This is a genomic window from uncultured Mucilaginibacter sp. (assembly GCF_913773635.1).
GTDB lineage: Bacteria > Bacteroidota > Bacteroidia > Sphingobacteriales > Sphingobacteriaceae > Mucilaginibacter.
The window spans coordinates 263,769-278,188 of sequence record NZ_CAJYGQ010000001.1 but is presented as its reverse complement, the minus strand read 5'-3'; the positions used below and the strand labels follow the sequence as shown (position 1 = coordinate 278,188).

General features: G+C 40.9%; 14 protein-coding genes and 1 other RNA gene. 9 read left to right on the top strand and 6 right to left on the bottom strand.

Translation table 11 applies throughout. The features are described from left to right. Nucleotides 1-180: 180 nt before the first annotated feature. The 5 genes from QZ407_RS01135 to QZ407_RS01115 all read left to right on the top strand — a co-directional run bounded on the left by QZ407_RS01135 (nt 181) and on the right by QZ407_RS01115 (nt 6,507). On the top strand, nt 181-480 hold the full coding sequence (locus QZ407_RS01135) for a CHC2 zinc finger domain-containing protein (protein WP_295767226.1): 300 nt from the start codon (nt 181-183) through the stop codon (nt 478-480). A gap of 187 nt (nt 481-667) precedes the next feature. Beyond that, nucleotides 668-1,045 (top strand): hypothetical protein, encoded by a 378-nt coding sequence (locus QZ407_RS01130; protein WP_295767225.1) that lies wholly within the window; start codon nt 668-670, stop codon nt 1,043-1,045. Between the two features lie 16 nt (nt 1,046-1,061). Next, complete coding sequence (locus QZ407_RS01125; protein WP_295767224.1) at nt 1,062-1,796, top strand: Error-prone repair protein ImuA; 735 nt, start codon at nt 1,062-1,064, stop codon at nt 1,794-1,796. A gap of 19 nt (nt 1,797-1,815) precedes the next feature. Beyond that, nucleotides 1,816-3,300 (top strand): DNA polymerase Y family protein, encoded by a 1,485-nt coding sequence (locus QZ407_RS01120; protein WP_295767223.1) that lies wholly within the window; start codon nt 1,816-1,818, stop codon nt 3,298-3,300. A gap of 12 nt (nt 3,301-3,312) precedes the next feature. Beyond that, nucleotides 3,313-6,507, top strand: coding sequence for an error-prone DNA polymerase (locus QZ407_RS01115; protein WP_295767222.1), 3,195 nt, complete (start codon nt 3,313-3,315; stop codon nt 6,505-6,507). A 178-nt stretch (nt 6,508-6,685) separates the two neighbouring features. On the opposite strand, the gene ssrA is transcribed toward QZ407_RS01115, so the two are convergent. Continuing rightward, nucleotides 6,686-7,053, bottom strand: a transfer-messenger RNA (tmRNA) gene (gene ssrA / locus QZ407_RS01110). A gap of 404 nt (nt 7,054-7,457) precedes the next feature. Between ssrA and QZ407_RS01105 the strand changes: the two genes are divergently transcribed. Beyond that, nucleotides 7,458-9,524 (top strand): M13 family metallopeptidase, encoded by a 2,067-nt coding sequence (locus QZ407_RS01105; protein ID WP_295767221.1) that lies wholly within the window; start codon nt 7,458-7,460, stop codon nt 9,522-9,524. A gap of 226 nt (nt 9,525-9,750) precedes the next feature. Further along, nucleotides 9,751-10,146 (top strand): hypothetical protein, encoded by a 396-nt coding sequence (locus tag QZ407_RS01100; RefSeq protein WP_295767220.1) that lies wholly within the window; start codon nt 9,751-9,753, stop codon nt 10,144-10,146. Nucleotides 10,147-10,166: 20 nt separating this feature from the next. Here QZ407_RS01100 and QZ407_RS01095 read toward each other — a convergent pair whose 3' ends face one another. Beyond that, on the bottom strand, nt 10,167-10,571 hold the full coding sequence (locus QZ407_RS01095) for an energy transducer TonB (protein ID WP_295767219.1): 405 nt from the start codon (nt 10,569-10,571) through the stop codon (nt 10,167-10,169). A gap of 95 nt (nt 10,572-10,666) precedes the next feature. Next, complete coding sequence (locus tag QZ407_RS01090) at nt 10,667-11,428, bottom strand: helix-turn-helix transcriptional regulator (RefSeq protein ID WP_295767218.1); 762 nt, start codon at nt 11,426-11,428, stop codon at nt 10,667-10,669. 81 nt (nt 11,429-11,509) lie between these two features. On the opposite strand from QZ407_RS01090, the gene QZ407_RS01085 reads away from it, so the two are divergent. Beyond that, nucleotides 11,510-11,755 carry a hypothetical protein gene (locus QZ407_RS01085; protein ID WP_295767217.1) on the top strand — a complete coding sequence of 82 codons (246 nt, stop codon included), beginning with the start codon at nt 11,510-11,512 and terminating at the stop codon, nt 11,753-11,755. Nucleotides 11,756-11,857: 102 nt separating this feature from the next. Here QZ407_RS01085 and QZ407_RS01080 read toward each other — a convergent pair whose 3' ends face one another. Next, the gene (locus QZ407_RS01080) at nt 11,858-12,397 is read right to left on the bottom strand and encodes a DUF4142 domain-containing protein (RefSeq protein WP_295767216.1); all 540 of its coding nucleotides are present in this window, start codon (nt 12,395-12,397) and stop codon (nt 11,858-11,860) included. A 141-nt stretch (nt 12,398-12,538) separates the two neighbouring features. On the opposite strand from QZ407_RS01080, the gene QZ407_RS01075 reads away from it, so the two are divergent. Next, nucleotides 12,539-12,931 carry a group III truncated hemoglobin gene (locus QZ407_RS01075; RefSeq protein WP_295767215.1) on the top strand — a complete coding sequence of 131 codons (393 nt, stop codon included), beginning with the start codon at nt 12,539-12,541 and terminating at the stop codon, nt 12,929-12,931. Here QZ407_RS01075 and QZ407_RS01070 read toward each other — a convergent pair. Further along, nucleotides 12,924-13,802, bottom strand: coding sequence for a DUF808 family protein (locus tag QZ407_RS01070; protein WP_295767214.1), 879 nt, complete (start codon nt 13,800-13,802; stop codon nt 12,924-12,926). The two genes, QZ407_RS01075 and QZ407_RS01070, sit on opposite strands and share 8 nt — an antisense overlap. Before the next feature lie 87 nt (nt 13,803-13,889). After that, the gene (locus QZ407_RS01065; RefSeq protein WP_295767213.1) at nt 13,890-14,402 is read right to left on the bottom strand and encodes a hypothetical protein; all 513 of its coding nucleotides are present in this window, start codon (nt 14,400-14,402) and stop codon (nt 13,890-13,892) included. Nucleotides 14,403-14,420: the final 18 nt, after the last annotated feature.

The window sequence follows — 14,420 nt, the reverse complement described above, 5'->3', positions numbered from 1 at the left end:
ATTGCGTAAAAGTAGTGATTAAGCTCTTTTAAAATTACAACCACCATCACGCCAAAATGTGACCATGGTCATTTTTAGTAATTTTTGCTTGCAACGGTTAGTTAATAAAACTAAACTTTTCAACAATACAACAAGCAATTTGGCATCATTTAAGGCAATACCTATTTTTATCGGGTAATTATGATTTCCCCTGATTTAAAAACCTTACATGCTCAGGTGCAACAAAAGGCGCCTATAGTTTCCATTATCTCATCTTATTTATTATTGCAACCCAGCAGGCGAGGCATGAGAGGTAACTGCCCGTTCCACGCCGATCAAACTAATTCATTAATGGTAAGCGCCGAAAAAAACATTTTTAAATGTTTTGGTTGTGGTGAAGAAGGCGGACCTGCTGAATTCATTTCGCGCATTGGCAATATTTCTATTGAGAAAAGCATTGAGTTACTTGCCGGAGGGTTAAATATTACCCAAACCGCATAATGCAAATCTCTGGTTCATATAATTGATATTCAAGTCTGTATCTGGTTTAAATTACTAATTGTTATATGTGCACCATGTATAGGTAGCGCATTCATCCTTTACTTACAAATTTAGTTTTCCACAAAAAATTGTTTAAAATCAAAGTACAATTTGCTAACTTTTTTAGCATACATTTGTACTTAGATTTATGGACGAGTTTTATATTGACATACAGTTAAACCGCGGACTTACCAGAATACAGGTAGATGAAGTACCCTCACATCAGTGGGATTTCCCGTTCATTCCGCAATTTATTGTGGAGTTCTATCATCAAAACGAATTTATAACCCTCACCTTACAATTTGAACACGGAACCTGGTATGATCGTAATTTACGCCTAGCTGAGGATGAGGAAATTAAACAGCACCTCAATGCAGTTGATAGTTGCCCTCCAAACTATCATTGTCCGTTAAGCGCTCCTGAACTACAGGATATTGGCGCTGCTATATCAAGGCATATGGTGGTTTATCTTACCGCTTATTTGGGTTTACTCGTCCCGGCATTTCGCAACCCAACTTTAAACTGATTTTAAACATATTATTATGGCCCAGATTAATAAAAATGTTATTGAACAGTTGAAAAAGGATATTTTGCTTAAGCAAGGCTACAAACCGGCATCAGCAGATACTTTGAAAATTAGTGGTTTACAACAAGTTGAAGCCAACTTTCCAAATGGCGTATTTCCAACCGGAATGATACATGAATTTATTAGCAACCGTGATGAACATGCGTCGGCCTGCCGGGGTTTTATTAGCGGCTTACTAAACTCGTTAACCGGCAATAAGGGCATGTGCATTTGGGTAAGCATGCAACGCACGATATATGCACCGGCATTGAAAGAATTTGGTATTGAACCCGACCAGCTCATATTTGTAGATGTTGCTAAGGAAAAAGATTTATTATGGGTAACCGAAGAAGCGCTAAAATGTGACGGATTTGCTGCCGTAATAACCGAAATTAAAGAGCTTAGTTTTAGCCAGTCGTTACGTTTACAACTGGCTGTAGAACAAAGTAAGGTTACCGGTTTAGTGCTACGTACCGATGATACCAAAATCAATCCAACCGCCACGGTTGCACGTTGGCAAATTACTCCCCTGCCCAGCCATTTACAAGGGGGGCTACCCGGCGTAGGCTTTCCACGCTGGAAAGTTGAACTTTTGAAAGTACGCAACGGCCAGCCAGGTGCCTGGGAGTTTGAATGGCAAGGAGGCAAGTTTTTACCGGTTTATGAAACCGAGAGCGGCAATATAAATACTTCGGTAAGAAAGGCAGGGTAATGACATGCAACAACGTTTTATGGCTTTGTGGTTTTGTTATTTAAAAACCGATTGGATAACCATTCGCAAACCCGAACTTACAGATATACCTTTTGTTTTTTCACTTCCTGATCATAACTGTGTTATGATTACTGCAGCAAATAATATTGCACAGCAAGGAGGTGTATTACCCGGAATGCGCCTGGCCGATGCAAAAGCTATTTTACCATCAATAGAAGTACTGGAGGATAAGCCTGCACGTGAAGAAAAATTACTTAAAAGCATTGCCGAATGGTGCATACGCTATACGCCGCTTGTTGCACTTAACCTACCGGACGGTCTTTTGCTAAACATTACTGGTTGCACCCATTTATGGGGCAACGAAGCCGGATATGTGGCTGATATAATCAGCAGGTTTAAAAGCAAAGGTTACGTTGTAAAAGCTGCTGTTGCTGATACTATTGGCACCGCCTGGGCACTATCAAGGTATACTGAAAACTATTGTATTGTTGAACCGAAACAGCAAAGGGCTGCTTTATGCAACCTGCCGCCGGCTGCTTTACGCTTAGATGCCGTAACTATTGAAAAACTTGACAAACTTGGTTTTTTAAACATTGAATCTGTATTAAAAATTCCGCTTAAAGAGTTGCGCCGGCGCTTTGGTGGTGATTTAATTTTAAGAATATTACAGGCACTTGGCGATGTTGAAGAGTACCTTAAACTAATTAAAGAACCAGAACCTTATCAGGAGCGACTGCATACCCCTGAACTTATTAAAACACGCACTGGGATTGATATTGCCGTACAAAAGTTATTAAAAAAAATTTGTGAACGCTTAACTGCAGAAGGCAATGGCGTTCGTACTGCAATATTAAGCACTTACCGTACCGATGGTAAAATTCAGCATTTAACTATTGGCACTAACAAAGCCACGTATGATTTAGCGCATTTATTTAAACTGTTTGAGCTTCGTTTAAGCGACATAAAGCCGGGCATGGGTATTGAATTGTTTGTTTTGCAAATACCTAAAATTGACAAGGTTGATATAAAACAGCAAGCCATTTGGAAGGGCAAAATAAATGTTGATGATAATGGGATTATTCAATTGCTAGACAAAGTTGCGGGCAAAATAGGTATACAGGCCATTTACAGGTATTTACCCCAGGAAAACTACTGGCCCGAGCGAGCAATTAAAAACAGTCAGAATATAAAGGATATAAAGCAAACACCCTGGCGTACTGATTTAAAGCGTCCGGTAAATCTTTTAAAATATCCCCAGCCTATACAGGTTTCAGCACCCATACCCGATTATGCTCCTATGCTTTTCAGGTACAAAGGCGAAGTACACCATGTTAAACGGTCTGACGGCCCCGAACGCATTGAGCGAGAGTGGTGGCTTGATGAAGGTGAACACAGAGATTACTACATCGTAGAAGATCAAAACGGATATCGTTACTGGATATTTCGTTCGGGGCATTATGATAAAGCAACACCTGAATGGTATTTGCATGGCCATTTTGCATAAATTAAATAAATTATGCGTTACGTTGAACTACAGGTTACTACTAACTTCAGTTTTTTAAGGGGAGCATCGCACCCTGAAGAATTGGTTAAGTATGCAGCTCAACTAGGCTATCAGCGTATTGCCATTACAGATCACAACTCATTTGCAGGCCTGGTAAGGGCCCATGCCGAAGCAAAAAAGCAAAACATCAGCATCATACCTGCATGCCGGCTTGATTTGCTTGATGGTCCCAGCCTATTGGCATACCCAACCAATAAACACGCTTACAGCCGTTTATCAACCCTGCTTACCCTGGGCAACCAGCGGGCCGAAAAAGGCAAGTGTTATTTGTATAAAAAAGATGTTTACGCAGCTGCTACTGATCTTATCCTGCTCATTATTCCTCCCGAAAACCTGAATGAGTTTTTTGAGTTTGACAATCAGTTTATTGCCGATGTAACCGAGTATAAAGAAAACATAGATAACCTGTATTTAGCCGCCAGCAGAACCTATCAAAACAATGATCATAAAAGATTATTTCGCATTCATGAGTTAGGGCTTAAAAACAACATTAAAGTTGTTGCTACCAATAACGTGCACTACCATGAACAAAGCAGGCGCGAGCTGCAAGACGTGCTTACCTGCGTACGCGAAAAATGTACTATACATAATGCCGGTTTCAAATTGCACGTAAACGCCGAAAGGTATTTAAAACCCATTAATGAGATTGAAAGGCTATTTCGCTCCTACCCCGATGCTTTAGCGCATACTGTTGAAATATCCAATGCCTGTACCTTTTCACTTGATGAGCTAAAATACGTTTATCCTGAAGAAATATACCACAGCAGCCGCACACCAATGGAGGAACTCAAACATCTGGTTAATGAAGGTATAAAAGAGATGTTTAATAATGAGCCAACTGAAAAGCTTATAAACACCATTAACCATGAGCTTGGCTTTATAGAGCAAATGGATTATGCCAACTACTTTTTATTTGTGCATGATATTGTAAGAGAAGCCAGGCACCGTGGCATTCTATGCCAGGGACGTGGTTCAGCAGCTAATTCAGCTGTTTGCTATTGCCTCGGCATCACCTCTGTTGACCCTACAAAGTTTGATTTACTTTTTGAACGCTTTATTTCTTCTGCCCGGAATGAGCCTCCTGATATTGACGTGGATTTTGAGCACGAACGCCGGGAAGAGATTATTCAGTACATCTATGATAAATACGGGCGAGACCGGGCAGCCATTGTTGCTACGGTAACACAACAACGCCAAAAAGGCGCCATACGAGATGTAGGCAAGGTAATGGGGCTTTCGCAGGATGTGATTGACCGCCTTGCAGCAGGTATTTGGAATTATAGCAGTGACTGGTTTGATGCCAAGCAGTTGGAAGAACAAGGCCTTAACCCTAAGGATAAGCTTTTGGTTAAAGTATTGAGTTTAACATCTCAAATGATTGGCTTTCCACGTCAGTTAGGGCAACATACGGGTGGTTTTGTTGTAACTCAGGGCAAACTTACCGACTTATGCCCTATCATTAATGCCCGTATGGAAGACCGTACCAATATTGAATGGAATAAAGATGATATTGACACTTTAGGCTTTTTAAAGGTTGACGTTTTAGCATTAGGCATGTTAACCTGCATACGTAAAGCCTTTGACCTGGTTAAACAACATTATGGCATTGAGCTAACCCTTGCTAACATACCGCAGGACGATAAAGTTGTTTACCAGATGATAAGCCTTGCTGACACCATTGGTGTGTTTCAAATTGAAAGTCGTGCACAGCAATCAATGTTGCCACGGCTGCGTCCTGAATGCTTTTATGATTTGGTTATAGAAGTAGCCATAGTACGTCCCGGCCCTATACAGGGTGATATGGTGCATCCTTATTTAAAACGTCGGAATAAAGAAGAAGAAGTAACCTATCCATCAAAAGAACTTGAGGAAATTTTGAAACGCACTTTAGGTGTTCCGTTGTTTCAGGAGCAGGCTATGAAAATTGCTATGGTTGCTGCAGGCTTTACCCCTGCCGAAGCCGATGAATTACGCAGAAGCATGGCTACATTTAAAGTAAAAGGTCAGGTAAATGCATTTCAAAAAAAACTAACCGAAGGTATGATGGAGCGCGGGTATACCCGCGAGTTTGCATCACGCATATTTAAACAGCTTGAAGGATTTGGCAGTTACGGTTTCCCTGAAAGTCATGCTGCGAGTTTTGCCTTATTAGTTTATGTTTCATCATGGCTTAAATGCTATTATCCTGATGTTTTTGCGGCAGCTATATTAAACAGTCAGCCCATGGGCTTTTATCAACCATCACAACTTATTACTGATGCTAAAAATCATCATGTTGAGGTTAGGCCTATTGATGTAAACTACTCAGAATGGGACAATATTTTAGAAGAACGTACCAAATATTACAACCCGTTAAGATTAGGCTTCAGAAATGCCAAAGGCTTACGTGAAGACGATGCTTTATTAATTGTGGCTAGCCGCACAAAACCTTACGAGCATATTATAGAACTGCTGAACACAGGTATAACACCCGATGCTTTGGAACGTTTAGCCGATGCAGATGCCTTCCGCTCAATGGGTTTAGATCGCCGTCAGGCTCTTTGGGAAATTTCGGCCCTGGCAGACGCACCTAAAGGAATATTTAAAGATCAGGTGGTTAAAAATCCAGACTCTAAACAGATGCAACTCCCCTTAATGAGCCTGGCCGAACATGTAATTCGCGATTATACTTCTACCTCGCTGTCATTAAAAGCTCACCCGGTAAGCCTCACACGCCCCAAACTAAAACAGCTGGGCATAGTAAGCAGTGAAGAAACAGCTCATATTGCTGTAGGTACAAAAATTAAGGTTGCCGGTTTGGTAACCATTCGTCAGCGCCCCGGCACTGCACATGGCATATGCTTTATTACTATAGAGGATGAAACCGGCGTATTAAACCTGGTAGCCTTTGAAAAAATTTTTGAAACATACCGTAAAGAAATACTCACCGCAAGACTACTTATGGCACAAGGCTGGATACAACGCGAAGGCATAGTACAGCACATTGTCATTAAAAGTTTTCATGATTTAACCCCAATATTAAACGGCGTTGTAAATGAATCTAAACAATCAGCATTTGAACAAAGAGCTTTAAACACAGCAGAAAATACTTTATCAAAAGAGAACCCTGCTAAAAGCGCCATACCCAAAGCTCGTAATTTCAGGTAATGACTGCAGCTCGGTTGCTGTATTACGCTTCAGGAACAATCATTTTAATAAACAGCATTGCATCTAGATTAGAAACTTTAATATAAATGCAAAGAAGAATAAAATATGATCTATCAGTATGGAATTAAGATCATAAAAAAAGACGGTTATTATTTTATAACCGTCTTTTTTAACTGCTTGGTGGAGCCGGAGGGATTCGAACCCTCGTCCAAACATGGTATAAGGTAAGCTTTCTACATGCTTAGTTCTGTTAATTTGTCGGGAAGGGGAAGGTCAGTAACTCACCTATACCATCTTCCTTAGGTGCTTTATCTTACCCGCTTATCACACCCTAAGCAGGCCAGTTTCATCTTTCGATGCCCCGTATGCCGATCCGATGAAACGGAAAACCGGCGGGACAAAAGCTATGCTAATTCTAAATTAGGCAGCTAAGGCGTAGTTATTTTCGCCATTTGTAAGTTTGAGCGTTCAGATTTAAGCGCTAATTCACACAACGCGCTGCATGCTTACTTACTTATCTCCATCCTGTCAATTCCGGTCGACCCCTGATTTTTGATAAGCAATCACAAACATACAAATTTAAGGCCATAGTTAAAAACATGACAAAAATGCTCACCTTTTTATAGTTTTTACTGTTCGTATCTCGTGCTTATCTTAACGTGCTTTTCCAAAATTACCCCGTTATTACCTGTTTTCACTTGCTCTTAATTTTCGGTTAAAAGTTCATAACAAAAAGACCTTTTGAATATATCAGTAGCATCACCCAAAACTTAATCTCAAGCTTTTGCATGCTCAACTTCTTACATGTTATCGCTTGCCAGTTACTTCAATATTGAACTAACTTTTAACATGCAACCAAATTTTATATTACTTAATGTAACAATTGTAGCGGCTAACTATTGCATAAATGCTTAAATTGCTTACTTTTAAAACCTTATTTGTTTAAGTGCATGAAATATAATTTTGGAAATTGGATGCTGGCCGCAGCAGCTCTTTGCCTTTCGGCTAATGTACAGGCCGGCGATGGTGGAAAAAACAAGAAGGCTAAGGCCGATCCCCCTAAGAAATTTATTGATCCGGCTAATATGGACAAGTCGGTAAAACCAGGCGACAACTTTTTTGAGTATGCTAACGGAGGCTGGTTGAAGGCAAACGAAATTCCGGCAAAAGAAACACGCTGGGGAAGTTTCAACATCCTTAACGACGATAACAAGAAAAAACTTCAGGGCATTGTTACCGAGGTTAGCGCAAAAACTAACGCGCCAAAAGGAAGCATTGAGCAACGTGTAGGTGATTTATATGCTAGCGGTATGGATACCATGGCTATCGAAAAAAGAGGCTACACCCCTATTCAGGCCGATTTACAACGTATTGATGCTATTCAAAACCTTGATGGAGTTATTAACGAGATTGTATTTGAACGCGTTAACGCCTTAGGCAGTCCACTATTTAGCTTTGGCGTAAGGCAAGATTCAAAAAACCCAACCAAATACATTGTAGGTTTTGGTCAGGGTGGTACGAGTTTACCTGATCGTGATTACTACCTTAAAAGTGATGCACGTACCAAGCGCATTCAGGATGCTTATAAGCAATACATAGTAGATTTGTTTACCCTTACGGGTAGCAATGCCGAAACTGCCGCTAAAAATGCAGCTACCATTTGGGGCATTGAAAGCAAACTTGCCGAAGCACAAATGACCCGTGTGGCCATGCGCGATCCTAATAAAACTTATAACAAATTTGCTACTCCTGCTTTAGCCAAAACTACACCTCACTTAAACTGGGTAGAAATTTTGCCTAAACTTAAAGTGGGTGCTCCTGATTCAGTATTGGTATCATCACCATCATTTTTAACCACTGCCGATGGCCTATTAGCTTCGGTACCGGTTGAAGATTGGAAAACTTATTTAAAATGGGGCATTTTACGTGGTTCGGCTGGTTCATTAAGCTCTCCGTTTGTAAAAAGCCAGTTTAAATTCAGCAGCGTACTTAGCGGACAGCAGGTGCAGGCACCACGTTATGAGCGCATGACCGGTTTAGTTGATGGCAGCCTTGGCGAGTTGCTGGGCCAGCTTTATGTAGCAAAATACTTTACTCCTGCCGCAAAAGCTTACATGGTAGGTTTGGTAAATAACCTTAAGGTAACTTTAGGTGAGCGTATACAACGTTTAGATTGGATGACGGCTGACACTAAGGCCCGTGCAATGAAAAAACTGAACGCCTTTACCGTTAAAATTGGTTATACCGACAAATGGGAAACCTATAACGGCTTAAACATTGACCGTAATGATTACTTTGGCAACCTGCGCCGCATTAACGTTTGGAGCTATAACGATATGGTTGGCCGCCTTGGCAAACCGGTTGATAAAACTGAATGGGGAATGACCCCTCCTACCGTTAACGCTTACTACAGCCCGGTAAATAATGAAATTGTGTTTCCTGCAGGTATATTGCAGTTCCCTTTCTTTGACTTTAAGGCCGATGATGCCATTAACTATGGTGGTATTGGTGCGGTAATAGGTCACGAAATGACCCACGGTTTTGACGACCAGGGCCGCCAGTATGATGCTGATGGTACACTGCGCGACTGGTGGAAAAAAGAAGACGCAGACAAATTTAAAAGCCGTGCCGATTTAGTGGTAAACCAGTACAATGCCTTTACCGTGTTAGATACCGTACACGTAAACGGCAAGCTTACTTTAGGTGAAAACCTGGCCGACTTAGGCGGTTTAAGTGTAGCTTATGATGCATTCAAGAAAACCAAACAAGGAAAATCAAATACCAAAATTGACGGCTTTACTCCTGATCAACGATTTTTCTTATCTTGGGCACAAGTTTGGAGAGGCAAAAAACGTCCTGAGGCTTCAATGCAACAGATTATGACCGACCCGCACTCACCTGAGCAATTCCGCACCAATGCTCCTATTACCAATATGGATGCATGGTACAAAGCATTTAACATACAACCGGGCAACAAAATGTACAAAAAGCCCGAGGAGCGCATTAAGATTTGGTAAGCTGCAAGAGCTTCAGGTCTTAAGTTTTAAATCCCGAATCCCGTTCTCATGAGGACGGGATTTTTTGTTGGTTTGGCATTTGGGAAATTGGGTATAAGCTTCTAAAGTCAAAAAATCAGATAACAATTTGGTTGTCACTCCTTGTAGTCACATATATCGGCAGTTGAAAACTTTGGATAGCAAAGGGCATTTTTAAGTTATCAATCTATCTATCAATTTATTTAAAATGAGGAATATAACCCAGCAAATTTATCAAGCCATTAACACCAACGTTGCCTGGCGGGTTAACGAGTTATACCTGTTCATAGAAATGGCCGAAAAAGAAAACATGATCGCCTCCTTTGAGGATGGAGTAGAAAACTGGGCAGCGATTGGATTAAGTAACGCAAACATAGGTTGGGTATGGTGTAAGTCTCCCCTATTACTTATAACCTCAAATGTGGCCGATTTATTCGAAAGTATATTACACCAATGCCCGTTTCTCGTTACTATAACAGTAAGTTCGTTAGGCTCAGAAGAACTTTTAATAGACTACGATCAGGAATTAGTTGACAGGCTCGGTCCCGAGTTATATAATAAACCGGTATCAGTATCTGATATTTGGATCAATTCAATAACTTAAACATAGATCCTAATAACCACCTACAATAAACTAAACTCAACAGGCACCATTTGATATACCCTAACCACCTTTCCGTTTTGCTGGCCCGGAGTCCATTTGGGCGATGCGGCTAAAACGCGAACGGCTTCGGCATTAAGTTCGGGCGAAGACGTACCACGGGCTACCTGTACATTTTTTACCGAGCCGTCTTTTTCAATAATCATGCTTACGTATACCTTACCCTGTATCTTTTTATCCTTAGCCTTTTTGGGGTAGCGCAGGTTTTTGGCAATATACTTTTCAAACGCCCCGTTACCACCCATAAATACAGGCATTTTTTGAGCTACACTGTAAACCTGGTTGCTTTCTGCCGTTTGCTTTGAGGTTTGAGCACTGGCAAAAGTAGCGCAGCAAAGCGCAATGGAAAGCGTGATAATAAATTTCATAATTATTTATGTGTGTTGCAAAATACAAAAGCGAACTTATAATTAGTTAACCGCGCTTACTGGTTTATTATCAATTTAAACATGCTCTCAAACGGTTAAATTATTCTACTGCTTACAGCGTAGCTCAGTGCTTCGGTCATATTCTTTACGTTAAGCTCCTCAAAAATATGGCGGCGGTGATATTTTACGGTATCGGGTGCTACAAAAATCTTTTTTGCAATTTGATTTATGGTTAGTCCCTGAGCATACAGGCGTAAAATTTCAATCTCACGAGGACTAAGCGTGGGTTTTGTGTTTTTGCACCAAACGCCGGTTTCCATATCAAGCTGCCAGCTTGTATTATCACCTTGTTTGTAAATAAATGCGTTACCTGCTGTTTTGCGGTGCGCAATTGATACAATGCATATAGCTTTCCATATCTTTACATCGGGCGTTAAAAATAATGGTGTAAGCTTATGATTAACCAGTACACGGCTTCCATCCTTGTTAACTAAATGAAAGTCGTACGTAATGCTATACTGTTGTCTTTCTTCGGCAGCAAGTTTATCGTAAAAATTGAAACCGGCTGTGTTGATTAGCGTCAAAAGTTTCAGGTCGGCTTCGGGTACGTTGTTAAAGTAAAAATCATACCCCATTTCTAAAACCTCGTTAGCTGTATAACCGCACAAAAACAAGGGATTATCAGAAACATAATCAAACGACATATCCTCGTAATTGATCACATAAATACTTTCGTACGTAAGCCTTGCAAATGCCTTTACAGCATCAAGGTAATGTTGCTGCGGTGTGCTATCGGATTGCGGTGCATTGTTCAGCTTGCTACGGGTTATGAGCGATGAATGGATATTGTTTTTCATTCTATAATGCCTAAATTACACTATAGTGTAGTTTAATAAAAATGGCAGCTACACATTTTTGTATAAATCCTCACCTTTAGCATGAAAAAGAAACTATCTGAAATGAGCTTAGCTCAGCTGAGCAAACGGCAATCAACCTTAAAAGGAGTAATAATGGGCCTGTTTGGCGCATGGGTATTAATGATGCTTACCTTCATTTACCTCAAAATGAAACCGGGCTTTGCCATACAGTTTGCCATACCATTTATTTGCGCGTGGCCGGTATTTTCAGCTTACAACGCTATAAAAGAAGAGTTGAAAATGCGAAACGAGAAAATTGATGCCTAAGACGACCGCTGTCACACCTTTTCCATCAAAGCAGCAAAAATACCTAAAAGCAAAACGCCCCAATTTTATCGGGGCGTTGGTGAACTATTTGGCGAATAAATGTTAACCTAATTGGCTCAGCAGCATTTTGCCTCTTTCGGTATGTTCTGTTATAGTAGCCAACGCAAGGCTGGTTACATGTTTAACATGCAAATCTGAACTGGCGGCATTTAATGCCGAAACAGCTGCGTGAAGTTTCTGGTGAGTTTCAACCTGGCCCTGCATAAACGCCCTATCGAACGCGGCACCGCTTAAGCTTTGTAATTTGGTAAGCATTGCTTTCACTTCCGGGGTTGGTGCAGGCACAGTGGTTTTCATATCTTTCAGTATTTTACCCATTGTTTCCTGCTCAGCAGCTTCAAACTTGGCAAACAATTTAACTTGTGCGTTTGATGCCTTGGTCAAAGCCAGTTGGCTGGTTTGTAAAGATGCTGTACCAAGCATTGCAATTTTTGATTGCAGAGCCGCTGCTCCGGTTTGTGCAAACACAGTAGATGATTGTAATAGGCTACCGGCAAAAGTTGCTCCGGCACCCATCATCATGGCACCTTTAAATGATTGCGCTAAAAAGCTGCGACGTGAGTTTTCAGTTGTGTTATTCATGGTGTTTGTTTTTGTAGTTAAACTTTTAAACTATTAATACAACAACTTGTTTGAGTAAGAGAACATTAAGCTTAAAAAAAATTTATATGAAGTCTCTTTTTTGATGACGCAGTTAAGCCGTTTAAGCTATAGCTTTGTAGTATGGAAAGTAAGCGGGAAATTTTGAACTTGCAAGACATTAAAGTTCTTGTTGACGGGTTTTATGAAAGTGTACGCCATGATGAGCTGCTTGGACCGGTGTTTAATGCGCGCATAGAAAACCGCTGGCCAGAGCATCTTGAAAAGATGTATAAGTTTTGGCAAACGCTGTTGTTAGATCAACACACGTACAACGGCAGACCGTTTCCGCCCCATGCTACATTGCCGGTTGAACACCAGCATTTTGAACGATGGAAAGCTATTTTTAACGCTACTATTGATGAACATTTCACCGGCACCAAAGCCAACGAAGCAAAACAACGTGCGCAAAACATTGCTAAAATGTTTGAAATAAAAGTTGCCCATTTTCAGGGCAATAGCGGTGCTATTATGTAAGCTGCTTGCCCTTAACTAACGAAAGTAACTTCTTTCCGCCCGCAAAAACAGGAATGGCAATTAACCCAAAAACCAGCCCTGCGGCAAACTCAGATACTATGGCCGGAATACCTGTTAAAAGGTGATGCAGGTATTCAATATTATGTACAAAGATACCTCCGGCTACCAAAATAAGTGCAATGGTACCTACCACACCCAGTATTTTAATAATTACAGGCAAGGCTTTCACTAAAAGCTGTCCTAATGCCGCAAAAAAACCTTTATCGTTTGACCGCTTAATTAAGTTAAAGCCGGCGTCGTCCATGCGCACAATTAATGCTACTATGCCGTAAACACCTACAGTAGCCAATATAGCCACGGCCGACACGGTAAGTATTTGGGTTACCAAAGGCTCATTGGCCACACTGCCCAGCGCTATAATCACAATTTCTATAGAAAGAATGAAATCAGTGGCAACAGCCGATTTTATTTTAGTTTTCTCGGCATCATTACCCTCTTCCTGCACTTCTTTAACCACCTCATGCCCCATCTTTTCGCGGTGAAACAAAAATTCTATAATTTTTTCAACACCTTCATAAGCAAGGTACAAGCCACCCAACAATAAAATGACTTTTATAGCCGGAGGATAAAATGCGCTTAACAGCAGCGCTATTGGGACAATTATAAGCTTGTTTATAAATGAGCCCTTGGTAATGGCCCACAACACCGGCAGTTCCCTTGACGATAAAAACCCGGTAGCCTTTTCGGCGTTAACGGCCAGGTCATCACCTAAAATGCCGGCGGTTTTACGCGCCGCAAGTTTGGTTGTTACCGCTACATCGTCCATTAAGGCGGCTATATCATCTAAAACTGCAAAAAAACCTGATGCCATATACTACTCAACTAAGGGGCGCAATATTAGTTTAACTTTTGCTCAATTTTATGAAATGGTAAATTTTGAACGCTGCTACGTCTGCTGTTAATTTACAGCGGTTAAACCAAAAAACTTATACTGCCCGGCATCTTTTACAAATTGAAATGCATAACGCTGGCTTTCAAATCCCTTAACTTTATCGGGCTGGCGGGTAACAAACCACACATCATGTACAAGCAAAGCATCAGTAGTAACGTTAAGGTTAAGCGGTTTGTAATTTTTAATTTGTTCGGTCACAATTAAGTGCCTTGATGTTTTCACCGCTTGCCATAGTTGCGTTTTAGGTAAGGTAGTAAACATGGTTTGAATGAATGCATCGGCTGTTATCAAATCACCCGTACCTGCCTGTATAGCGCAGGGCTGGCAATACACCTGCTTTAATGACAGTTTTTTAAGCACCTTGGCATTTTTGCTGCTTAAGCCACGTACATATTGCTTCCAAACAGCCTCAACGGCTAGTGAATCGGTTTTAGCGGTTTGTACCATTTTCATCTGCTGGCCGCACGAGGTAAATAAGGCCGAGGCAATACAAGCAGCCGCAATAATATATTTTATCATCTTTATATTGATACTTAG